The 23,866-nt window shown below is 70.8% G+C and carries 17 protein-coding genes; 2 read left to right on the top strand and 15 right to left on the bottom strand.

Features of this window, described 5'->3' with window-relative positions; genetic code table 11:
• Nucleotides 1-136 precede the first annotated feature (136 nt).
• The 3 genes from KCQ71_RS12930 to KCQ71_RS12920 form a co-directional block, all read right to left on the bottom strand.
• Nucleotides 137-979, bottom strand: coding sequence for a phosphotransferase family protein (locus tag KCQ71_RS12930; RefSeq protein ID WP_223406472.1), 843 nt, complete (start codon nt 977-979; stop codon nt 137-139).
• Nucleotides 980-1,249: 270 nt separating this feature from the next.
• Entirely contained in the window at nt 1,250-2,347 is a 1,098-nt protein-coding gene (mraY, locus tag KCQ71_RS12925; RefSeq protein ID WP_223406470.1) for a phospho-N-acetylmuramoyl-pentapeptide-transferase, read from the bottom strand.
• Nucleotides 2,348-2,677: 330 nt separating this feature from the next.
• On the bottom strand, nt 2,678-5,293 hold the full coding sequence (locus tag KCQ71_RS12920; RefSeq protein ID WP_223406645.1) for a replicative DNA helicase: 2,616 nt from the start codon (nt 5,291-5,293) through the stop codon (nt 2,678-2,680).
• Nucleotides 5,294-5,691: 398 nt separating this feature from the next.
• Here KCQ71_RS12920 and KCQ71_RS12915 point away from each other — a divergent pair, with 398 nt between their 5' ends.
• The gene (locus KCQ71_RS12915) at nt 5,692-7,038 is read left to right on the top strand and encodes an MATE family efflux transporter (protein ID WP_223406468.1); all 1,347 of its coding nucleotides are present in this window, start codon (nt 5,692-5,694) and stop codon (nt 7,036-7,038) included.
• A 173-nt stretch (nt 7,039-7,211) separates the two neighbouring features.
• Entirely contained in the window at nt 7,212-10,361 is a 3,150-nt protein-coding gene (locus tag KCQ71_RS27645) for an AfsR/SARP family transcriptional regulator (RefSeq protein ID WP_223406466.1), read from the top strand.
• Here KCQ71_RS27645 and KCQ71_RS12905 read toward each other — a convergent pair.
• The 12 genes from KCQ71_RS12905 to KCQ71_RS12850 are packed head-to-tail and all read right to left on the bottom strand — an operon-like array spanning nt 10,306 to nt 23,704.
• Entirely contained in the window at nt 10,306-12,012 is a 1,707-nt protein-coding gene (locus tag KCQ71_RS12905; protein WP_223406464.1) for a zinc ribbon domain-containing protein, read from the bottom strand. The two genes, KCQ71_RS27645 and KCQ71_RS12905, sit on opposite strands and share 56 nt — an antisense overlap.
• On the bottom strand, nt 12,012-12,545 hold the full coding sequence (locus tag KCQ71_RS12900) for a phage tail protein I (RefSeq protein ID WP_223406462.1): 534 nt from the start codon (nt 12,543-12,545) through the stop codon (nt 12,012-12,014). Before KCQ71_RS12900 ends, KCQ71_RS12905 begins: the two co-directional genes overlap by 1 nt.
• 10 nt (nt 12,546-12,555) lie before the next feature.
• Entirely contained in the window at nt 12,556-14,505 is a 1,950-nt protein-coding gene (locus KCQ71_RS12895; RefSeq protein WP_223406460.1) for a putative baseplate assembly protein, read from the bottom strand.
• A gap of 1 nt (nt 14,506) precedes the next feature.
• Nucleotides 14,507-14,917: a GPW/gp25 family protein gene (locus tag KCQ71_RS12890; RefSeq protein WP_223406458.1), complete on the bottom strand. Its 411-nt coding sequence runs from the start codon at nt 14,915-14,917 to the stop codon at nt 14,507-14,509.
• A gap of 13 nt (nt 14,918-14,930) precedes the next feature.
• Complete coding sequence (locus KCQ71_RS12885; protein ID WP_223406456.1) at nt 14,931-16,766, bottom strand: VgrG-related protein; 1,836 nt, start codon at nt 16,764-16,766, stop codon at nt 14,931-14,933.
• Nucleotides 16,753-17,550: a CIS tube protein gene (locus KCQ71_RS12880; RefSeq protein WP_223406454.1), complete on the bottom strand. Its 798-nt coding sequence runs from the start codon at nt 17,548-17,550 to the stop codon at nt 16,753-16,755. The genes KCQ71_RS12885 and KCQ71_RS12880 overlap by 14 nt, the downstream gene beginning before the upstream one ends.
• 7 nt (nt 17,551-17,557) lie before the next feature.
• On the bottom strand, nt 17,558-17,995 hold the full coding sequence (locus KCQ71_RS12875) for a phage tail protein (protein WP_223406452.1): 438 nt from the start codon (nt 17,993-17,995) through the stop codon (nt 17,558-17,560).
• Nucleotides 17,996-18,008: 13 nt separating this feature from the next.
• Entirely contained in the window at nt 18,009-21,188 is a 3,180-nt protein-coding gene (locus tag KCQ71_RS12870) for a hypothetical protein (protein ID WP_223406450.1), read from the bottom strand.
• 3 nt (nt 21,189-21,191) lie between these two features.
• Nucleotides 21,192-21,350, bottom strand: a complete 159-nt coding sequence (locus KCQ71_RS12865; RefSeq protein WP_163541680.1) for a DUF6760 family protein — start codon at nt 21,348-21,350, stop codon at nt 21,192-21,194.
• The gene (locus KCQ71_RS12860) at nt 21,347-21,796 is read right to left on the bottom strand and encodes a hypothetical protein (protein WP_223406448.1); all 450 of its coding nucleotides are present in this window, start codon (nt 21,794-21,796) and stop codon (nt 21,347-21,349) included. Before KCQ71_RS12860 ends, KCQ71_RS12865 begins: the two co-directional genes overlap by 4 nt.
• Nucleotides 21,796-22,242, bottom strand: a complete 447-nt coding sequence (locus tag KCQ71_RS12855; protein ID WP_223406446.1) for a phage tail protein — start codon at nt 22,240-22,242, stop codon at nt 21,796-21,798. Before KCQ71_RS12855 ends, KCQ71_RS12860 begins: the two co-directional genes overlap by 1 nt.
• A 13-nt stretch (nt 22,243-22,255) precedes the next feature.
• The gene (locus KCQ71_RS12850) at nt 22,256-23,704 is read right to left on the bottom strand and encodes a phage tail sheath family protein (RefSeq protein WP_223406444.1); all 1,449 of its coding nucleotides are present in this window, start codon (nt 23,702-23,704) and stop codon (nt 22,256-22,258) included.
• Nucleotides 23,705-23,866 lie beyond the last annotated feature (162 nt).

Genomic DNA, 23,866 nt, shown 5'->3' with positions numbered 1-23,866 from the left:
ACGTCGCTTGGATGGCAGCCAAACTCATTCATCTGTTGGCTGAGCGCGCGTGCTGTCATTGGTCGTTGAGATGCAGCCACCACTGCACGATCGAGAGCATGCGGAGGTCCGTGCCGGCACGCTCGGCCCGCGCCGTTCAGGCGTTGGTGAACTCGAGACACTGCAGGATCATGCGGTGCCCTTGCTGCTCGAAAGCCTCGTCGCCCACCTGGTAGGCCCAGGCGGCCGTGCCGATGGCCTCACGAACGAGAGTGCGTTGCCAGGCCGCTTGCTCTCTGGGGTCGCCGCCATAGCCATCGAGGAAGGCCGCCTCGAGGTCTGGCCGTGCCTCCCATTCCTGTCGCGCGAGTCTGCCAAGGTCGGTCAAGGCTGGGCGCCACGCCGCACGCCCAAGGTCGATGACGCGGACGCACCCCTCGTCGTCCACCAGCCAGTTGCGTGGCTGCCAGTCGCCGTGCGTTGGCACGAGCACGGCGGGTGCGTGATCGTGAGTGGCGATGATGCTCCGCAAGTCACTCTCGGTCTCGGCGCCGATGCGATGCTCGCCGTCGAGCCAGCGGGGCGCCTGAGCGTCCATCCTGGCCTCGTAATCCTCGCTGACCGTCGAGGCCTGCCCATGGAAGGCCGCGAGCAGCTCGCCCGCTTGCCGGTAGATCTTCGGGTCACCTGCAGCGGGAGTGCCCTGGACCAGCGTGCCAGGAAGATAGCTGAGGGCTAGGACATTGCCCTCAGGGTCGGCGTGCAGGAGGCGGTTGACATGCCCCCCGCCCAGCCACGGCCCGGCCCACTCGCGGTGCCCGCTGATCTCGCGGCCGATGTGGTGGTTGCCTGGTCCGGCTGCCTTGACCACCACCTCACCGACATGGGTCTTCAGGTGCAGGACGACCGTGTCCACCAGGCCCCAGCTCATGTCTGCAACGACTTCGGCACCAGGGAACCACCGGTCGACGGTTTGCTGCTGAGTCTGCGCGAGAACCATGCGGTCAATCTAGGAGAGTGAGTCCGTGACTGGTAGCGGGCGTGCCGTTCTCCCTGCTGCCAGGTCAGGTCGCATCTGCCGCCGCTGAACTCGCCTTCCGTGCTGCGGCCTCGACGGCGGCGACGTGGGCTCGCCACCGCTCGGCATCGTGCAGGGAAGAACGTGCGCCAGTATCGCTCCGCCGAGCATCCGTTCCGGCGTTCTGTCGAATCGACACGGGGTGTCCAGTTGCACCTGGACACCCCTCGGCACGGTGACCGTCTCGGGTGCTCAACTGACGATGAGCCATTCTGCGTAGAAGATCCCGAGTCCGCTGGCTACGCACAGTCCGCAGATGATCCAGAAGCGGATCGTGATGGTGATCTGTTCCCAGCCGAGCAGCTCGAAGTGGTGGTGGATAGGTGTCATCCGGAAGAGTCGCTTGCCCACGCCGCCATTGCTGCGCTTGGTGAGCTTGAAGTAGCTCACCTGAAGCATCACGGCAGTCGTCTGGATAACGAACAGTCCGCCGAGGATGACGAGGAGCAGCTCAGTGCGGGTCATGATGGCCAACCCAGCCAGCGCCGCGCCCAGGCCGAGAGAGCCGGTGTCACCCATGAACAGACGCGCCGGCGATGCGTTCCACCACAGGAACCCGAAGCACACGCCCATCACGCACGCAGCGACGACAGCGAGATCGAGCGGGTCACGGACCTCGTAGCACTGAGCGGACGGGTCCAGACGACAACTCTGGTTGTACTGCCAAATCGCGATCAACGCGTAGGCGCCGAACACCATGGCCGAGGCGCCGGCCGCCAGGCCATCGAGTCCATCCGTCAGGTTCACGCCATTGCTCGCTCCGGCGATCATGAGGTTCGCCCAGACGACGAACAGGGCCACACCGATGAGCGGACCGAAGTGAGCGAGATCGACCGCAGTGTCGCGGACGAACGAGATGTTGTAGCTGGCGGGCGTGACGCCGTCACGCGCGAACCTGGAGGCAAGGATGGCGAAGACGACCGCGACGACGGTCTGTCCGATCAGTTTCTCCCACGACCGAAGCCCCAGCGAACGTTCGCGCCTGATCTTGGTCCAGTCGTCCAGGAACCCGACGAATCCGACACCGACCATCAAGAACAGGACGAGAAGACCTGAGACGGTTGGCAGTGTCCACGTGAGCAGGTGCGCCGCCGCGTAGCCGACGAGAGAGCCACCGATGATGACGAGCCCGCCCATCTGAGGGGTGCCGCGTTTGGTGTGGTGGCTGGTCGGCCCGTCTTCGCGGATGAACTGGGCCCATCCCCGGCGCGTCGCGAGCGTGATGTAGAAACGGGTGCCCAGCAGTCCGATCAAGAACGCCACGAGGGCGCCGATGACGACCAGCCTCACAGGCGGACGCTCCGACAGGTCAGCGACCTACTCGTGAACTGGCTCCGCGAGTCCCAGCGCATCGTCCTCTGGTCCCCTTCGCTCACCGTCCCTTGCGCGGTCGCGCTCCTGACCGCCGCAAGCAAGGTTAGGCGACGACACGGTCCGATCCAGCGCAGACACCCCGCAAACTGACCCACGGCCGAATGAGATTCGTACGCGGCAAGATCTGCCTGCTCAGGCGAGAACCTCGGTGACCTGCGGCTTCGCCATCACACCCGGAATCTCGCCAACTCGGACATACGACTGGGTCGCGCAAGCCTCGCTACATCTCGACAACCCTTCGGCAGGCTACTGCGCCATGTCGACGAACCGCGCGTAGTGCCCCTGGAAGGCCACGACGATCGTGTCCGTGGGGCCGTTACGGTGCTTGGCTACGATCATGTCCGCCTCACCTGCGCGCGGGGACTCCTTCTCGTACATATCTTCGCGGTGCAGCAGGATGATGACGTCCGCGTCCTGCTCGATGCTGTTGTGGACAGCGATCCCATTCGCAACGAAGTTGTGCGTGCCAACGACCGTCGCGTCGAAGACTTCCTGCTCGCCCTCGTCGGTGATGGCGACAACGGAGTCCCAGAGCAGGTCGTTGACCGCCATGATCTCAAGGTCCTCGTCCTCCAGGACGTCGGCGATCCGGCCGAGACGTGCACGTGAAGGTGCGTGCTTCCACATCGTGCTTCCGCAGAACTGAGTACCCATCGCCGCAGCAAACTCTCGGTGCGACATACCCCGTTCAGCCAGAACACGTCGGACGTCCTGCCAGACCCCCGTCGGAACGGTGTCCACGTTGGGGTTCGACTGCTGGTCCCGAATGATGCCGAGCAAGGCCGCCGCACTCTCTCCGCGCTCGCCGTGGACGCCAATCTCCTGGAGGAACCGACGCTGGTCGTCCATACCTGAGAGATCCAGTGTGTAGCCGGGCCGATAGTCCCCCTTCACGACCTTCCGGGTCCGGGTCGAGATCCCGAACCTCAAGAGCAAGCGGCTCAGTCCGTCAACCAACTCACGAGACGTCGAGGCGTAGTAGACGCGACCGCCTCGACCGTTCTTGTTCACGGTGACCGAACCGTCCGTTGCCCAGATGTGTCGAACGAAGAGGGCGATCTGTCGCTTCGGGAGATGGAACACAGCACCGGGAATGAACTTCTCATGGCTACGACGCCCAAAGAGGTCGAACTCGTCCAACCACGCGGCGATCGGATTGCGGCGGCCGCGAGCGAGCTTGAACGGAGCGGGTAGGCGGAGGGTTGTACACCGCGCCACGGCGTACTCGTCGCGGACCGGTGTGATGCCGAACGCCGCGGCCGCGTTGGAGACCGCCTTCAGATTTGCCTCGTCGACGGAGGCGTATCGAATCGGCTGACGGGCGACGAAGGAGCCATCACCGAGCATGTGGGCCAGCATCACGACCCTTCGGTCGTCCCAGGCGGCCTCCTGTTCGGGAGCGGGAACGTGTCGGGGCACTCCGATCCGCGAGCCCGGCTCCAGATCACCCAGTGGCTTCCAGCCCTCGTATGTCAGGAACGGGTGGTTCGCAGTGGCGGTGATCTCTTTACCGGAGGTCAGCTTGAGGCGGTAGACGCGCTTGGTGCCTGTTGAGAACACATGGGTGAGGTGCCGCCGCACGTACTTCAGCCGGTCGTCGAGTGCCCAGACGGGGATGTCCTTGGCGCCGTCGGTAAATAGCTCACCCATGGTGACCTCGGCGCCAGTGTCCGCCCGGAGGATCTTGGTGTCAGCGGTCAGGCAGCCCGATTCGCGAAGGTCACTCATCTGCGGCTTCTTGTCGGTGCGCTGTTCGGAGCCACGGTTGAGCTGCGAGATCGCGATGACCGGGACCTCGAGCTCCTTGGCGAGCAGCTTCAGAGCACGGGAGAACTCCGAGACCTCCTGCTGCCGGGACTCCACGCGCTTGCCAGAACTCATCAGCTGCAGGTAGTCGATCACCACGAGCTTGAGGTCGTGGCGCTGCTTGAGCCGGCGGCACTTCGCGCGGATCTCCATCAGCGACATGTTCGGGCTGTCGTCGATGAACAGCGGCGCCTCGGACACCCGGCCCATCGCACGTGCCATCCGGGTCCAGTCCTCGTCGCGCATGTTTCCCTTACGCATGTTCTGCAGAGGCACCTGTGACTCCGCGGAGAGCATGCGCATCGCGATCTCGTTGCGGCTCATCTCCAGGGAGAAGATGACCGAGGTTTGACCGTTCTTGATCGACGCCGCACGGGCGACATCGAGTCCCATCGTCGATTTGCCCACAGCTGGTCTGGCGGCCAGCACGATCATCTGCCCGGGGTGCAGACCGTTGGTGAGCGCGTCCAGATCGGCGAACCCTGTGGGAACCCCCACCATCCCCTCACCACGGTGGGAGGCAGCGTCGATCTCCTCCATCGTGGAATTGATGACGTCCTTGAGTGGGACGTAGTCCTCGGCGGTGCGCCGCTCGGTGACCGCGTACACCTCGGCCTGGGCGGTGTTCACCAGCTCGTCGACGTCGCCGCCGTCGGTGGCGTAGCCCAGCTGCACGATCCGGGTGCCGGCATCGACCAGGCGCCGCAGCACTGCGCGCTCGCGCACGATCCGGGCGTAATAGCCGGCGTTCGCGGCCGTGGGCACGGAGGACAGCAGCGTGTGCAGATAAGGGGCGCCGCCGATGCGGGTGAGCTCGCCGCGCTTGGTCAGTTCGGCGGAGACCGTGACGGCGTCGGCCGGCTCGCCGCGACCGTACAGGTCGAGGATCGCGTCGTAGATGACCTCGTGCGCGGGCCGGTAGAAGTCGGTGCCGCGGAGCACCTCGACCACGTCGGCGATGGCGTCCTTGGACAGCAGCATGCCGCCGATCACGCTCTGCTCAGCGGCCACGTCCTGCGGCGGGGTTCGCTCGAAGCTCTCCCGCGACGGCGACATCTCGGCGACGCTCACCGGGTCACCGCCCGAGCCTGGTCAACTCCGACGAACGGTGCCGATGCCATCGTGTGGACCGCCTCCCCTGCCTCTTCAATACCGGCTCTTCGAGCCCTGTCGAACATGTGTATCGGCGACCACCGACAACGCCTGCCTCACCGCCCACGGCGATGGCCACTCCGGCACACCCGCGTGACCGTATGCCTCCCACCATGCCCCCCACAACTCGATGGCGCTCCAGCCTGGGGACGAAGACCCCCTAGGCTGTGGACAGCATGTGGATCACGGCGGAAAAGGTTGTGCACAGGGTTCATCCACTGGTGTGGATAACGTCCGACATCGGCGGCATTGCAACGGACTCGCTGTACCCAAGGTGTGCATAACAAATACTCGGAGGATCGGTGGACGACACGCCGGGCGTACACGCCGATGACCGGCGGGCCCTCGATCGGCGCATCCTCTCCCTCGCTGTCCCCGCGCTCGGCGCCCTCGTGGCCGAGCCGCTCTTCGTGCTCATCGACTCCGCCGTCGTCGGCCGCCTGGGCACCGCGGAGCTCGCCGGCCTGACCATCGCCTCGACGGTCCTGGTCACGATCGTCTCGATCTTCATCTTCCTGGCCTACGCCACCACGGGCGCCGTCGCCCGGCGCCTCGGCGCGGGCGACACGAAGGGTGCGCTCGCCGTCGGGCTGGACGGGATCTGGCTGGCACTCGGGCTCGGTGCGGTGACCTGCGCCGTCGCGATCGGCGTCGCCGAGCCGATCGTCACGGCACTCGGCGCCTCGGCGGACGTGACTCCCCACGCGGTCGCATACCTGCGCTCGTCGGCGCCGGGGATCCCGGGGATGCTCGTGGTCCTGGCTGCGACCGGTGCGCTGCGCGGCCTCCAGGACACCCGGACCCCGCTCGTCGTCGCGGTGATCGGCGCCGTCGTCAACACGATCGGGTCGATCACGCTCGTGTACGGGTTCAACATGGGCATCGCCGGGTCCGGCCTGGCGACGGCGCTCACCCAGATAGGCATGGGGGTGGTCCTCGCCGGGATCGTGCTCCGGGGCGCCCGGGCCCGCGGCGTGGGGCTGCGGCCCCACCCGGCCGGGATCATGGCGAACGCCCGAGCCGGCACCCCGCTCCTGATCCGGACCCTCACGCTGCGCGCGGCGATCCTGCTCACCGTGGCCACCGCCACGAAGCTCGGCGACGCCACGCTTGCGGCACACCAGATCGTGAACGCGGTCTGGGGGCTGACCGCGTTCGCTCTGGACGCCCTCGCGATCGCCGCGCAGGCACTGGTCGGCCACGGCCTCGGCGCCCGCGACGTCCGTCAGGTCCGCGCGGTCACCCGGCGTTGCCTGCAATGGGGCATGGGCGCCGGGGCAGTCATCGGCGTCGTCATCGCCGGCCTCGGATGGCTCGTCACGCCGCTGTTCACCACCGACCCGCAGGTGCAGCGGACCGCGGCCATCTCGCTCGTGGTGATAGGTCTGCTGCTGCCGCTGGCCGCGTGGCCGTTCGTGCTCGACGGCGTGCTGATGGGCGCGGGCGACGGCCGGTTCCTCGCGTGGGCAGGTGTGATCACGCTGGTGGCGTATCTCCCGATGGTCGGTGCGGTGTGGCTGTGGGCGCCCGACGGCGCGGCGGGGCTCGCGTGGTTGTGGGTCGCCTTCGCCGGTGGGTTCATCGGGGCGCGCGCCATCACCACAGGTCTGCGCGCACGGGGGACGGCCTGGATGGTGCTGGGCGCGTAACGCGAGAGCAACCGCCGACACGCCCTGGCCCACGGCGGTTCTGACGACCGCACAGCGCCGGGTATCAGGACAGCCGGTTCGGCCTCTTCCCGGGGTGAGACGAGCCGCCCGAACGGGCACCTCGGCGGGCCCGACCGGCCTATGCTCAGAACGTTCCGACCGGGAGGCTACACGTGGCCGAAGGCGTCCGACTCGATGACCTGGCACAGGCCTCGATGTCGCGCATCCCCACGGCCGGCGGAGTGCCGCGGCCGGCGCTGCTGCGAGCCCTCGACGGGATCAGGGCGACGCGCCTCGGGCTCGTCGTGGCATGGCCGGGAACAGGCAAGACCACCCTGATGGCGCGCTGGGCCCGAGGCCAGGGCGGACTCGTGGCCTGGTGCCGGCTGACCCTTGCCGATGCGGACCCGCGCGCGCTGATCCGCACCCTCGAGGTCGCCGTCCGCAGCGCCGGGATGACCGGCGCACCCCAGTCCAGCGCGCTGGCCGGACCCGAGCCGGGCCCGGTGGCCGGGCCCGCGAACCGGGCGGGCGAAGGCGCCAGCGGACACCTCGTCACCGAACCGGCCAACGCCCACGACGTACTCCACCTCGTCGACCTGCTCCCGGCGCCACTGCTCCTCGTCCTCGACGACGTCCACCACATCGTCGGCACCCCGGCCGAGGCCGAGCTGGAGACCCTCATCCTCGGCACCGGTGACCGTCTGAGGATCCTGCTCGGGTCCCGGTCCATGCCCACCCTGAACCTGACCCGCTCGGAGATCCCTCCGCCGGTCGTGCTCAGCGGGCGCGATCTGCGGTTCCGCATCTGGGACACCGACGCCCTGATGCGCTCGGCCGGGGACGAGCCGCTCCCGCTCGACGACCTGGTCGTGATCACGCGGGAGACGGAGGGCTGGGCCGCCGCGGTGCGGCTGTTCCAACGTTCCATCGAGGGCCGCCTCCCCGCTGAGCGCCGACGCGCGGTGCATGCCCTGGCGATGCACGCCGACTACGCGGCCGGCTACCTGGACGCGACCGTGCTTCGTGGGCTCCCCGCGCACCAGCGCGACTTCCTGTCGGACGTGGCCGTGTTCGAGAACCTCAGCGCCGCCCGCGTGGACGCCCACCGAGGGACCAGCACCGGGCATGAGGACCTTCGGGCCATGGCTCGTTCCGTGCCGCTGCTGATCGACGTGGGCAACGGCCGCTTCCGGATGCACCGTGTGCTGCGCCGCCACCTGATCTCGGCCGCCCGTGCCGAGCTCGGTCCGGTGCGGACCTCCGCCTGGTTCGCCGGAGCCGCCGCGATCCTGCGCACCGAGGGCGCCACCCACGAGGCGCTACGAGCGCTCTGCCTGGCCGAGGACTGGCGACACCTCACCGACCTCCTCGAGGAGATCGGCCCCGGATCCGTCGACATCCAGGGTCGGCTGTGGACCGACCCGCTGCCCGTGGACCGGATCGGTCCCCCGCCCTGGCGCACCATCGCGCGCGCCCGCGCCGCGCACCTCGAGGGACGGTTCGACCGGGTGCGCAATCTCCTGAACGATCTGAGCGACTCCACGAGCCCCGCGGAACGTGCCGCGACCCGGCTGATCTCGGCAGGCGCCGGAGTCTGGTCGACGGTGCCGGCCCGGGATCGTTCCGATGGGTGGGAGCACTGCGTCCGCGAGGCAAGCAGGCGCGACCCGTTGCAGGCCGCCCGGCGAGCGGCCCGGCAACGCGGCCCCGGCGCGGCACTCGCCGAGGGCATCAGCCTGCTGATCGCCGGGGATCAGCGGACGGCGACAGAAGTACTGCACCGGTGCGCGTCCGACCCGGAGGCCCCGGACGAGATGGCGCTCGCCGCCCGGCTGGTGGAGGTCTCGATGGCCTCCACCCGCCCAACACTGCCGACCCTCGCCGCGATCGACCGGGTATACGTGGCCGCCGAACAGGCGGGACACACGTGGCTGGCCCGGCTCGCGCACGGCGCGATCGTCAGTTTCGACGGCGACGAGCGGTCCCATCGCCGCGCCCAGCAGTTGACCCGCCATTGCGACGGGATCGGCGACGCCTGGGGCGCGGCGATCATCGCTTGGTCACTGGCGCTGTCCTGCCTACGCGCCGGTGGCGTGCATCCGCAGGAGTGGGACGATCTCGGTCTGCGCTTCCGGACCCTCGGCGCCACGTCGCTCGAGGCGTGGGCACGGTCCCTGTACGCGCTCACCGCCACCGCCGCCCGGCTCCCGGATGCGGCGGCCGACGCGATGGCGGCGGAGTCCTTCGCCCGCACCCTCGCGGTGCCCGGCGCCCTCGCGGTCGCGTACGCGACGCTGGCCCGCAGCGCCGGCGCCGACAGTGCCCACGCCGCCGAGATGATGCACCTGGCGACGTCGACGGCCGAGGCGGAAGGACTGCTCGCCCGGCCGTGGGAGTGGCTGTCTCCCGCGGCCGTCGAGGCCTACCCCACCGAGGACGCCAAGTCCAGGCTCCGCCACGCCGCTGAGCCCGCGCCGAGTGTCGGTGCGCCGGGCGTGGGTGCATCGGCCGGCCCGCCGGACCGGTCCGCACCGCCATCACACGTCGTGGCCGAGCTCGACGTGCGCTGCTTCGGTGCGTTCTCGATCACGGTGCGTGGCCGCGCCGTCGACCTGGGTCAGATGCGTCCCCGGGCCCGTGCCGTGCTGCGCATCCTCGCCCTCAGCGCCGGTCGCCCGGTGCACCGCGAACGACTGGCCGAAGCGCTCTGGCGCGACCTGGACCCGGCCGCCGCGATGCACAACCTCCAGGTGAGCGTGTCCACGATCCGGCGCTGCCTGGAACCGGGTCGCCCGGCCCGTAGCAGCACCCTGTTGGTGCGGGACGGCGAGGCCTATGCGCTGCACCTGCGCAGCTCCTCACGCTGCGACGTCGTCGAGTTCGAGGCCGCGCTCCGGACCGCGAACAAGACCCGCCGCACCGACCCGGCCGCGCAGGCCGCGGCGCTGCGGCGGGCCCTCGACCTGTACGCCGACGACCTGCTCCCGGAGGACGGCCCGGCCGAGTGGGTGACCGGCCCCAGGGACCGCTACCGCAGTCAGGCCGCGGAGGCCGCAGCGACACTCGGCGCTCTGGAACTCGCCGCCGGGAACCTCGAGGCGGCTGTCTCCGCGGCCAACCGCAGTATCGAGCTCAACACCTTCCGCGACGCGTCCTGGCAACTGCTGATCGACGCCCTGCACCGTTCGGGCGCAGCCGCCGAGGCCCAGCGCGCACAACGTGACTACGCCCGGATGCTCGCCACCCTCGGCGTCCCCGCGGGCACTACTCGCGTCCTCGGAACTCTACCTCTGCCAGTGCCACGAACGACTCCGGGCTAGGCGCGAACGTGTCCACGATGGTCAGCCGGACGGCGACCACGTTCTCCGTCACGAGCTCGACGCTCTGCGCCCCCGCCCGGTCCTCGAGGACGATCTCCTCGCTCTCCTGGGCCCCGGTGGACGTGGTCGTGGTGACGGTCAGGGTCTGTGGCCGGTCCGCGGCCAGGAAGTCCTCCTGCACGGTGGACGCGCCCGGCGTGATCAGGATCCGGACCAGCCGGAACGGCTGAGCGAACGTCAGGTCCACCCACTCGCCCGCGCCGGCTCCCGGCGCCGCGGGTGTCCAGGCCCGGTCGAAGGTGCCGTCGCCCACGTTCGTCACGGGTGTCTCGGCGCCTTCACTGGAGGCCGTGAATCCGGTCGGGTTCACGGCGGCGTTGCCCTGGGCACGGTCCAGCACGGCCTCGTAGGCGCGCTCGAGCTCGGGCCGGAAGTAGAGCCCGACGGCGGTGAGCAGGCCGAGGATGACGACGGTGCTGACGAGCTTCGTCGGGAACCGGCGCCGTCGCGTCTTGGGCCGGGTGCCGGCCACCGGCCCGGGCTTGGCGTCGGGCCGCAGGAGTCGCCGCCACCAGGACCGGCTCGGCTGCACCTTCGCCTCGGCGAGACTGGTACCGCACCGGCGGCAGAACTTGCGGGTGGGCACGTTCCCGGTGCCGCAGCTGCCGCAGATGAGGTCACCCGGCGCGGGCGGTGGCTCGTCCTCGGGGACGGGTCGGGGCGCCGGGCGGGGTTTCGCGGCCCCCGGCCGTACCGCCATCGGGGCACCCGGCGTCCGCGCGGACGGCTCGTCCGCGCCGGCGGCGGTCGGGCGGGGCGCGCCGGGGCGTTGCCCGCCGGCGGCTGAGGTCGGTTCGCCTGCGGACCTGGTGGTTCGGCGTCGGCGCTGCGCCGGAGGCGCGACGAGCGCGGGCGCGATCGCCGCCGCCGGCTTCGCCTGCTCGATGGTCTCCCGGGTCGGGGTGCCGTTCGGGTGCGGCTGGTCGGCCCGGCGGGCCGGGACCTCCGCGACGCCCGACGGCGCAACCTCGCCGCTGCCCGACGACGCACCGTCATCGTGGCCCGAAGCCGCGGCCTCGCCAGTGCTGGACGGCGCAGCCTCGCCAGCGTTCGACGGCGCAGCCTGGTTGGAGCTCGACGGCTCGGCCTCCTTGGCGCCCGACGGCGCGGCCTCGCCACTGCCCGATGGCGCAGCCTCGGTCGGCGCGTTCGCCGTGGACTCGCCGGCGGGTTGGGTCACCGGCGCCATCTCGGCGGTGGCAGCCGTGTCCGGCTGCGTTGCCGGCGCCGTCTCGGCGGTAGCGGCGGTGGCCGCCGCAGCGTGCTGCCCGGTCCGGGGAGGCGACTCGACGGCGGTGCGCCGCTCGGCCCGCGGCGCCGGCTCGGGGACGGGCTCCGGTTCGGGAACCGGCACAGGTCCCGGCTCGGGGTCGGGAACCGGCAGAGGTCTCGGCGGAGGAGCAGGCGCCGGTTCCGGTGCGGGCTCCGGTTCCGGCGCGGGCTGCTCGAGTTCGAGTTCGAGCTCGGGCTCCTCGAGTCCGGCTTCGGGCTCGGCAGCCGCGGGATCCTCCCACTCCAGGTAGGTGCCGCAGCCACCACAGAACTGCTCCCCGACCTCGTTGCGGGTGCCGCATTCGGGACAGATCACCATCAGGCCACCTCCACGATCTCCACGACGTGTGGCACGTGCGCAGGTTTGACGTCACGCACCACGCGATCCACCCGGCGCAGGTCCACGGCGTCGACGTCGGGTACCTCCACCGTCACCGTCAGCTCCGCCGGCGCCCGCCCGGGCAGGTCCGCGCCGGGGGTTCGCGACCAGATGGTGCCGCCGGAATCCGTGACGGTGACCTCGCCACCGGTGACGAGCCGCACGGCCAGTTCCACTCCGGCCACGGTGCCGCGGCGGCGGTGGATCTGGGCGGCCTGCGCGACGATCTCGCGCTTACGCTCGAGGGACCAGGAGTCGTCGACCTCCACCCCCACCCAGTCCGCGAGCCAGTCCAGGAAGTCCTCCGGCGCGACGTGCGGGTCGATGTAGGTCCACAGCGAGTCCAGCGTGGTGAACGTCGGCGCGAGCACCTCGTCCAACGCCCGGGCGAACAGCTGCATCGTCTCGTCGTCGCCGTAGACGCCGGGCAGCCGTGAGCCGATCGGAACCACCGGGACGAGCCCTGGGATCATGCCGCGCATCTCAGTCCCCCGCCGTGACGCGGACCTGGTGACGGTAGGAGAACGCCAACGCGTGCTGGTCCAGCTCGATCCGCTGCACCGGCTCCCCACGGCGGGACGTGATCGGGTCCGCCGCGAACAGCTTGACGTCCTCGACCAGCTCCGTGCCGGGCAGCCGCTGCAGCACGGCGTACACCTCGCCCGCCTGGACCGGCCTCCCGAACGGCCACCCCTGGCCGTCGAGCCCTCCGGTGAGCGGGTCGAAGTACCTGTTCAGGGCCCGGACGGCGTCCCGCTCGAGCACGTGCGCCGTCGTGCGTGGTCGCGGACTCAGCCGGGCGACCACGGTGACCCCCTGATAGAACGGTGGCTCCACGAGCACGCGCACGCCCACGGGCCGCCGGTCGTCGAGGTAGGCGGCCACGGCGGCAAGGTCATCGGTGGAGGGCACCATGTCCTCGAACCGGAGCTGGCCCTCGTCGTCCGGAACTGCCGAGGGCACCACGAGCACGCGCACGCCACCGGCATCGTCGTCACCCACGGCGGGCACGCACCGGACCCTCGCGATGCCGGGCGCCGCAGCGCGGGCGAGCTGTTCGTAGTCCTCGGCCGTGATCGCCCGGTCCCGGGTCCGCAGCGCGAGCGGTCCACGTAGGCGTGCCTCGGCCACCGACTCCGCCGCGACTCCACCGAGCGCCGGGCGCCGGTTCTCGACCCGGTCCACGAACGGGACCGTGGCACGCATCACGCCGATCGTCCTGGCGCCGACGTTGCCGGCCGGGCCGCCCCCGGTGCGGTAGCTGCGGACCCGCAGCGGCGCGCCCTTGGGCGGCACCGCACCGTACCCACGCAGCGAACCGTCCACCTGACGCACCGCCGGACCCAGGTGCACCGCCCCCTGCGCCCGGTCGACCCAGAAGACGTGGTCGTCGGGGCCGGCACCGGCGAACGAGTCCACCTCCGTCCAGCGTTGCCAGCCACCGCCGTCGGCCACATCGAGCTCGATCGGCGGGCCGCCCGCCACGACCGGGCGGTGCTCGAGCGGGAACACCTGCGCGGGCGTGCCCTCGGACAGGCCGAGGACCTCCTCGTCGATGGTCTCCGCGTGGACCACCGCAACCGTGCCACCGATCGTGAAGGCGCTCGCGGCACTCATCGTCGGGGACGCGCTGTAGAACGGATAGCCCTCGTCCGCGGGGATCACCCGGCACCGCAACCAGCCGGCACGGATCCGCCCGATGACCGAGGCCGTGTGGGTCTCGGGGACATGCACCACGACGTCCCCGGCCCGGTTCAGCCCGCCGGTCCCGTCACTGTCCACGTCGCACCCGACCCAGCGCCGACCGTCCCACGCCTCCCAGACCAGCGGCGGGTTCCGCGGGTCGACGCCCACGCCCTGCACGTCGCACTCGAAGCGCAGCACCACGGCACACGACGGCGCCGGCTCGTCGAGGCCGAGGAGAAGCACGTCGTCCTCGACCGGCTTCCCGGAGAAGACGTCGAACCCGTCCCCGCCGAGCAGGTCATCGTCGCGCGAGAGCGGTTCGCCCTCGGCACCGTGGGTCAGCACATGCGCGAGGCGACGCGGCGGCACCTCCAGCGGGCGGACGGTCGCGAACCTCGTGGCCGGGTCGTCCTCGGTACGCAGCGTCGAGACCTCGAACGCCTCCGGCACCACGACCGTCTCCGGCTGCTCGGCGGAGAGCCAGAACGTGGCGTCCGCCGTGGCAGCCGTGGGTGGGAGCAGGCTCATGCCGAGCAGGTCGAGGAACGTGAGGTAGAGCCGGTCGGGGACCCGGTTGAGCCGGTAGAACAGCTCGTCGGTCATGAACGCGACCGTCTCGATGAGGGTCACGCCGGGGTCGGACACGTTGTGGTCCGTCCACTCCGGGTTGTGCCGTTGGACCATCCGTTTGGCGTCGTCGACGAGGTCCTGGAAGCGGCGGTCGTCGAGGTTCGGGGTGGGCAGCATGTCAGGCTCCGGCCTCGTCATGGGTGGGGATCACATAGAACGGGAAGACCAGGTTGCGCGGCTCGTTGGTGCCGCGGACGGAATAGACGACGTCGACGTACAGGACGCCGTCGTCGACGGCGTCGAACCGCACCACCACGTCCTCGAGGTCGATGCGAGGCTCCCACCGCTCGAGCGCGACCCGCACGACGTAGGCGATGTCGCCGGCCGTCGCGGCGTTCGCCGGTGCGAAGACGTAATCGTGGATGGCGCACCCGAACTCCGGGCGCATCGGCCGTTCCCCGGGCGAGGTCGCGAGGATGAGCCGGATGGCCTCCTCGATCTCGCGGGTCTCGCGTACCAGCGCGACCCGGCCGGTCCGGTCCAGCCGCAGCGGGAAGGACCAGCCGGCCCCGATGAACTCCTGACCCATGCCTGCCTCCCGCCTAGTTGATCTTCACGAGGGCGCCGCGGATGGTGGCCATGGCGCCACCCGAGAGCTCGGCCTGGGCCTGGCCGCTCACCTTCACGTTGGCGGCGGTCACCTCCGCCGTGGACTGGCCGGCGACCTTCGCAGTGGCACCTGCGGCCTCGAATCCTGCCGTGGCCTTGAGCTTGATATTGATCGCCTCCATGGTGATGTCGCCACCGACACTCTTCACCGAGATGTTGTTCTGCGCCTCGACGGCCACGTCCTGCTTCGCCTTGATGGTCACGGGCCCTTCGGAGAAGATCTCGATGCCCGCCTGCTGCTTCTGGGTGAGGGTGATGCGCTGCTGGCCGGCGTTCGTGCTGATCACGAGCGACTCACCGCCCGGGTCCTCGAGGAACTCCACCAGCATCCCGGTGCGGGAGACGAACGCCCGCCGGGTGACCTTGCCATCACTGCCGATGTGCGCGCTCCAGGCCTTGTCCGGCAGGTCGCGGCCGTTGTACAGGCCCCCGAGGACGTACGGGGAGCCGAACTCCCCCTCGGCGAACGCGACCAGGACCTCGTCGCCGACCTCGGGCAGCACCACCGTGCCGCGTTTCGAGCCCGCGCCCACCTGGACCATGGGGGCCCATTCGCTCTCGTAGTCGCCCGAGTAGGTGGGGAACTTGACCTTCACCCGCCCGCGGCCGTCAGTGTCCTTGAGGTTCGTGACGATCGCCGGGATCACGCCCGAGCGAACCGCGGAGTGGTCCGCACCGCGAGTGACGCCGTACAGGGACCGCTCGGAGGCGCCGGAGGCGGTGAACGAGGTCCGGAAACCCTCCGCGGTGAAATCGTGCTGGACCTGGGTGAGGGTGTACGTCCCCTCGAAGGTCTTCCCCACCCCGACCACGCGCACGGCGACCCCGGCCGCGAGCGCCGGGTTACCGTATCCGCCGCCCTCGATCTCCGCGAACCCACCACTGATCCGCTCGGCGAGCGCCGCCGCCTCGACGTCGCACTCCGCCTGGGTGCGCAAGGCCGCGCGGGAGACCACGTGGCTGGATGCGCCCACCCTCGATGCGAACGTGCTCGGTTGGTTCCCGGCGCCGACCTTGCCCACCTTGGTCTTTGCCGGGGCATGTGCGACGAGTTCCCGCTTCTGGACAGGATCCCAGCCCCGGACCTCGACACCGGTCACCTGACCGGTGGAGGTCACCGTCGCCCGGACCCACTCGAGGTCGACGCCCCGCTCGATGACCAGCGGGTTGTCGCGACCACCCGGCGCGGGTGCGGTTGAGGAGTCGGTCGGGGCGAGGAAGTCGAGCTTCCCGGCTCGGACACCTGGCCGGGCACCGACCCGGTCCCCGATCCTGGCGAGGAACTCCCAGTCGCTGATCCCGTCCTGGGTGATGTGCGTGAAGATCGGGGTGCTCACGTCGACGGTTCCGACGCCGAGCCCGTGTGCCCCGGCGATGGTGCGCACAATGTCACCCGGACCGACATTCAAGTAGGCCTTGATCCGGGTGCCGTGCTGGAGCTTGTGGGAGACGTCGAGTCCCCGGACGACCGCGAACATGCCGGCCGGCCCGAGTTCCGCCTCGAGGGCCGTGACGTCGCCGGTGAGCAGTTCGTCGGGTCCACCGGTGCCGCTGGACTGCACCTTCAGGGCGATCTTGGACCCGACCTTCAGTCCCGCCTTGTCGATCAGGTCTGCCTGCGGGTCGGCGAACCGCAGCGAGAAGACGGCCGGCAGGCGGATCGCGTCCTCGATGGAGCCGGAGACCAGCGCGGCGGCGAGGACCGGGGTCAGCGGCGACCCGTCCACGGTCACGATCAGGCTCGAGGTGAAGGTCTCAGTCGCCGGCACGGGCCACCTCCCGCGCTCGGTCACCGCGAGGCACGGCCACGCGCGGCAGTTCGTCGACGGCAGGCAGCAGGAGCCGACGCCCGGGCCGGAGCCGGACCGGGTCGTCCACCCCGTTGAGCTCGGCCACCGCCCGCCAGAGCGACGGGTCCCCGTACTCGGCATAGGCGATGCCGGCGAGCGTGTCCCCCGCCCGGAGCACGTGCTCCCGGCGCGGCACGAGCCCGCCCGACGTGGGGTTCTGCCCGGGTTGCTCCCCGGCGATCTCGTTCAGCGTCACCGTGCACGTGGCCCGAACCGGCAACCCGGCGGACGTGAACAGGGTGTAGGTCGCCGTGACGGACTCGATGTAGGCGAGGAACCCGGTCAGCGCGCCCCACCGGAACAGCACCCAAGGAGGGGAGGCCTTCTTCTGCCCGAACGACGCCGACGTCGGCACGCAGCAGGAGAACAACCGCTCGACCTTCTTCACCACCGAGGAGTCGAGCGTGTCCGAGGCGTCGAAGAACATCTCCAGGGTGAGCGAGGTCGGCTGCGGCCCGGTGTACTGCGGCGGTCCCGCCTTCTTGTTGCCGGTGGCCGGGCTCTCCTTCCATACCGCCCGCTTCGACAGGCTCAGTTCCTTGGGGTTGAACTGGAAGTCGATGCGGTCCAGCTTCGGTCCGGGTTTGGACAGCGACCCGTCCATGGACGGCTCGTGCAGCTGCAGGTAGGCGTGTTCGAGCCGCGCCGGGGAGCCGGCACCGCCGGCCCCGGCGGCCTCGAACGCTACGGGTGCGGGAGGCATGACGTCCTCACTTCGACCCGGGGGCGAGGAACCCGTGGTGGGCGATCTCCACCGACTCGGTCAGCACGGCAGGGGAGTCGGGGTTGAACGTGGGGCCGGACCAGCGGACCGGAACGATGTCCATAAGCCCCCAGCTGGCGATCACCCGCCCGTCCACGGTCTTCGCCTCGATGGCGCCGGTGCGGCGCTTGTACCCCTTCGCGATGGAGGAGAACCACTCGGCGACCTTCGTGGTGTCCTTGCCGAGCGGGCGGGACAGGGTGATGTTCGGGTACTTCAGGCGGGTCGGCAACTGCCACGGGTTGCCGTTGTTGCCGCCCTCCTCGCGCACCTCGATGACCACCTCGCAGCCCAGGCCACTGCACGAGCTGAACGCGCCGAGGTCGACGCCGTCGAGTTTGACGGTGTACTGGACCCCGATGCCGGTCTCGATGTCTTCGAGCATGTTCGTCCTCTCCCTACCGGAGGTCCGTGCGCATCCCGCGGCGTTCGCGGTCAACGAGCAGTTGCGTCCGAAGCCGTCGCAGGATCGGGCCGGCCAACCGATCTGCCAGTTCGTCGACGGCTCCCGCGGACAGGTCGCGCAGGGCCGACGAACCGCCGTCGGGCGGTGGGTCCGAGCGGGAGACCGTGGTCACCACGGGCGTGGCTGCGGCAGCAGCCGGGGCGACGGCGGGGGTCGGGTTCGCCGCGGGTGCGGCGGTCGACGGCGGGCCGGGTTGGGCCGCGGGTTGGTTCAGCGGCATCGCGGCGGACCGGGCGGCGTCGGAGCCGTCGCCAGGCGCGGTCGCGCCAGGCCCGCGGTGGCGGCCGAGGAATCCGCCACGGGAACGCGGGGACGGACGGCTGCGGGGTCGGTTCGGCGCGACGCTGGTCTCGATGCCATCGATGCCGACCGCCCGCGCGACGGGGAGCTCCTCGGCGTCGACCGCGGTCCGGGACACGACCGGGTCGCCGACCGTGGTGGGCGATGCCCAGTCGGCTGACGCCGGGTCCCAGTCCGGCGCGACCAGAGTCGTGGCCGCCTCGGCGCTGGGAGTCCGAGCCTGGTCGGGGGCACGCGGGCCGGCGGCGGCCATCCCGTCGGAGGTGCGGGTGAGCATGGCGAGCGGACCGCGGCCGGTGTCTCCGATCAGGCCGACCGGCCGCGGCGACCGCGCAGGCCGCGGCGCAGCCAGGACAAGCCCTGCCGGCCGCGTACCGGCGAGGGCCGCCCCCGAGGCGACGGTTCGGGCGACCACCGGGGGCATCGACGCCGGTGTTCCCCCAGGCGCTCGGGTCGGTGCCGGCGCCTGGGTTCCCGAAAGCTGGGCGCCCACCGCCACCTGGGTCTCCACCGACGACTGGGTCTCGACCGACGACCCCACTGACGACTCTGTCCCGACCGACGCCTGACTGGACGCGGCTCCAGGGGCTGCCGGCCCGCCGACCGACGCGACGGGCAGGTCCACCCCCGGCCCACCGACCCCGGGGCCGCCGGAGATCGGGCCCGGCGTGGGGTCGGGTGCAGCATCCGTCCCGATCGAGCCGGCCCCGGTGCGCTGCGAGAGGATCCCGGTGTCCGTGAACGTGGTCATCGGGTCGCCGGGTACTGGCGCACTCGAGTCCATGCCGCCGCCCGACTCCTCGTCGGAAGGGCTCGCCGCGTGGGCGGTGCCGGGCGCCGAGGCCGGGCCCGGATCCGTTCGGGTGTCCGGGGTCCCGGCGGCGCCGGTGGTACGGACCGGTGCTGCGTGGTGCGCCTCGGCCGAGCCCGCGGTGCCCGAGCCCGCAGCGCCCGGGGTTGCGGTACCCGAGGCGGCGGAACCTGGGGACACCGCTGCTCGCTGGACCAGCGGGGGCTGCGCGGCGTGGCCCGGCACCGGATGACCTTGGGGCGGCGCGCCGGCTCCGACGGCGCCCGCGACCCTGTGCCACTGCTCGGCCACGCGTTGCAGCGGCGCGAGCGTCGGCCGATCTGCCGCGCGCCCGGCGCTCGTCCCGGTTCCTGCACCCGTTGCTGACCCGGCACCCGTGCCGGACCCGACGCCCGCGCTGAACCCGACGCCGGTCGCGTCATCGAGGACCGGTGCGGGCACGGCGGCCGATGCCGGCTCTCGGCTCGTCGTGCCCGCCGCCGGCACACTCGACGCCGGCGTGGCGCCCGGCTCCGGGAGACGCTGTAAGGGCGTCCGCCCCGCGTCGATCTGGGGCTCCGGACCTGGTACGACAGCTCCGAGGCCGACGGTTCCAGGCCCGTTCGGCACGTTGCCGGGAGCCTCCGTGACGGCCGGCGACGCGAGCGGCATGGGGGCGTGCGGTGGATCGACCGAGGGGACGATCGGCGGATCCACCGCACGCGGTTCGGGACCGATGCCGCCCACGATGGGTACCTCCGTCGGCGCTGCGACGAGGCCCGGTGCCGTGGTCGATATCGGGTCGTCCGGGGTCGCCGAGCCCACCGGCTCCGGGCCCGGCGAGCCGAGCGTGGGTCCGCCATCCGGACCGATAGGCCCCGGTCCGGGGGTGAACCGTTGGAGTGGCAGCGGTGTCGCGGCGGGACCTACCGAATCCGCGAGGTCACTAGAACCCAGGGCCGGACCGCTCGTGGCGCCACCCGGTCGCGGCCCGAGCGTGCCCGGCGTCGGCCCCAGGAGGCCCGCCGTCGCAGGCGATGCGGCCGCCGACGCCTCCGCCACGCTCGGCTCGACCGGGGTCGGTGGACCGACTGCCTGGGTCGCCTCTCCCCGGGCTGCGGTCGGCGCGGTTGTCGGCGACGACCCGCTGCCGGGTGGCCGCGCCGGGGACGACACCGCGCCCGGCACCTGTGCCGGGGTCGGCCATGAGCTCGACCCGGCCGAGGCCGAAGGCGCGACGACAGTGTCCCGCACATCCGCCGTCGGCAGCGGTGCACCCAGCCCGAGGCGCGGGGGCACCACCTCCGACGCGGGGCGCGCGAGCGGCGCGGGCGCCGCCGGGCCGGTCCGCTGCAGGGGCATGCCCGCGGCGCCGATCCCCTCGTGGGTCGACGGCGGCTGCGGGGCGGCGACGATCGGCACGAACGTCGCACCGCCCTCGGAGTATCCGACCGGGTCGTCGGCGACCGGCTCGGGCTCCTCGGGTCCAGCCGCGGGCGCCACCGGGTCACTCCCGCCGTCATCGCTGGGCCCGGCGTCCGGCCCTGGATCGATCCGGGCGGGCGTGTCTGGAACGACGACGGGGTGGGGCACCGGCAGTCCCCGCACGTCGGCGCCGGCCCGGGTCAGGGGGCCCGCCGCGCCGAGGGCGGCCCGCTGGACCCGGGGCGAGGGCGGTGGGGGTGGCAGCAGCGTGAGTTCCGATGCGGCGGCGCGGTGGGTCGGCGCACCGGTGCCTGGAAGGCCACGACGATCGCCGTCGACGACCCCCGACGGCGCGGACGCGTCCACGAGGTGCGTCATCGCCCCCGTGAACGACGGCGACGACCAGGAACTCAGGGAGTGCGGGAACGCCGTCGGGCGGTGCACCAGCTGGACCGGCCCGATGGTGCGCTGCAGGGGCGGGAGGAACGCCCACCCGGCCGGCCCGGGCTCAGCTGCCGCCTGGCCGGCCGGCCCGCGCGAGGGCGACGCCGGTGTCGGTGGTGCCGTCTCCTTCGCTCGTTGCCAGGGCCATCGCATGGCTCACCTGTCCTCGGAAAGACGCCGGTTGATGTCCGCGATCTCGGACACGAAGCGCAGCCGCTGCGGGTGCTCCAGATCGAGGATCTCGTCACGGGACCAGTGGAAGTGGTAGGCGACGTACGCGACCTCCTGGTAGATGCGATCGGCCGCGTACGTCACGATTCCCCCAGGCGGCCACCCGAGAGGTCGAGGGTGAACCGGTGCGAACACGACGGACACGTGACCGCCGCCCGGGTGTGCCCCTCGGCGTTGATCCGCCGGTAGAAGTCCTGGAGGAACGCCACGTCGGAGGCGAACATGTTCTCGACCACGTTCGCGTTGACGACCCCGAGGGTGCCGAGCGACGTGATCACGCGGCCCAGGAGGACCACGGTGGTGAACGCCGGGTTCTCCTGAACCCGCGCGTCATAGAGCGGCAGGAGCTCGTCACGCGCCGTGGCGAGGCGCATCGTGCCCCGACGATGCACCGTTCCGTCGCCGTCCATGAAGCCGCGCGGCAACTCGAAGTCGAACTCGGTGCGCAGCGCCGAGCGATCCGGAGCAGCAGGCTCAAGCGCCTCCTGATCCGGATCGGCCGGCGCCAACGTGGCGTGTGTGCGCTGCATCAGACGATCGCGACCTCGTCGTAGCAGACGGTCGCCTTCTCGGTCGCCTGCTCCGTGGCCCCGGCCTTGAGGGAGGTCACCTCGAGGCTTCGGACCCAGCAGTTGGTGAAGTTGTAGGTCATGAGCAGCCCGTCCTGGTAGTCGAGCAGCTCGACCGCGGCGGTCTTGCGTGACCCGGCCATATCGCCCTGCATCACGGTCTTCAGCCAGTCGCTGATCGTCTTCGAGTCGGTGAGGCCCCGCGTGACGGTGAACTCCCCCGGCTTCGGTCGGCCGACCATCTGACGGACGACGTACTTGCCGTCCTTCATCTGCTGTTTCATCTCGATCTTGTCCACCTCGGACTTCAGGCCGCCGACCTCGATCACCTTGGGGATCTCGATGCCGTCGATGGTGACCCTGAAGGCGTAGGCGGATGATGAGTCGAGTGGGTCTGCGAGTGGCATTGTTCGGCTCCTTCTATTCGCTCACGAGTGATGTGCCGCCGGAGAACTGCGACAGCTGGAAGATGACGAATTCGGCCGGCTTGACCGGCGCGATCCCGATCTGGCAGACGACCTGGCCGGCATCGATGCCCTCCGCCGGGTTCGTCTCGTCGTCACACTTGACGAAGTACGCCTCGTCGGGGGTACTGCCGAACAGTGCGCCCTTGCGCCACTCGTTCACCAGGAAGGCCGAGATCGTGCGCCGGATCCGGGCCCAGAGGGCTCGGTCGTTCGGCTCGAAGACCACCCATTGGGTGCCACCGAGGATCGACTCCTCCAGGTAGTTGAAGAGCCGCCGCACGTTGATGTACCGCCACGCCGGATCGGAGGAGAGCGTCCGCGCACCCCAGACCCGCACGCCCCGGCCCGGGAAGGTCCGGATCGCGTTCACGCCGACCGGGTTGAGCAGGTCGTGCTCGGCCTTGGTGATCTGTGTCTGCAGCGTGATGGCGCCGCGCACGACCTCGTTCGCCGGGGCCTTGTGCACGCCACGTTCACCGTCGCTGCGGGCCCAGATGCCGGCCATGTGGCCCGACGGCGGCACGAACCTGGTCGATCCGTCACCCGGGTCGAAGATCTTGACGTAGGGCCAGTACAGCGCCGCGTACTTGGAGTCGTAGCCGGCTCCGCCGACCCGCCAGTCCTTGACCTGCTGCGCGTTGAGGTTCGGCGGTGGGTCCAGGATCGCCATCCGGTCGCCCATCAGCTCGCAGTGGGCGATCATCGCCAGCTGCACGGCCTGGAACGTCTCCAGATCGATCGCCTCCTGCTCCAGCGCGGCCACCAGATCCGGGACGGCCACGATGGTGACCTCGTCGATGGCCTCGAGGCCGCTGAAGCCGGTGCGGTCGGCGGCGTCGCCGATGTAGTCGTCGGCGCCGAGGTCCGTGGTCGACGGCGGCTCCGGCTCGGGCTCGGGCGCGACGAGGGCCACGGTGCCCTTGTCCGGCTTGGCGAGGGCGCTCCCGGAGGCCACCTCCTCGATCGTGATGAGCTTGGAGTGCTGGTTCACCTTCGTGGCGACGTTGTCCGCACCGCGCTTGGTCGTGACGTTGTCGAAGGTCTCCGTCTCCTTGCCCTCGACGTTGATGACCAGCTTGAACTGGTCGTCCGGCGGGTTCTCCCCGCCGGCGTCGGCGACCTCGACGCTGACCTTCTTGCCCTTCGGTGCGTCGTCCTTGGCCACCACGCGGTAGCCGCCGATCTGGGCATTGGCGGGCCCTGCGGGCAGCGCCTTCGGTGCCCGCGACCGTCCCGACTTGGCACCGTCGGCACCGTTCGCGCCGATCCGGACGACGTAGCAGTTGCCGCCGCCGTTCAGGAAGTACCCGTACACGGAGTGGGCCAGGTACGACCCCGAGATGAAGTCCCCGAAGGTCTCGGAGAACTGGGTCCAGTTGGATACGAGCGTCGGCTCGTTCACCGGGCCCTTCGCAGCCAGGCCGACGAAAGCTGCGACTGAGGTACCGACCCCTTCGATCGGTCGTGACCCAGCCTCAACCTCCTCGACATATACGCCTGGCGAGAGATACGTCGGCATGTCGCCTCCTCGGGCGCTTCGATGGTGGGAAGGCCAGCCTGCCGG

Origin of the sequence: Occultella gossypii (assembly GCF_019947135.1) — a bacterium.
Taxonomy (GTDB): Bacteria; Actinomycetota; Actinomycetes; order Actinomycetales; family Beutenbergiaceae; genus Occultella; species Occultella gossypii.
The sequence above is the reverse complement of the archived record's forward strand: the minus strand, read 5'-3'. Positions and strand labels throughout refer to the sequence as shown.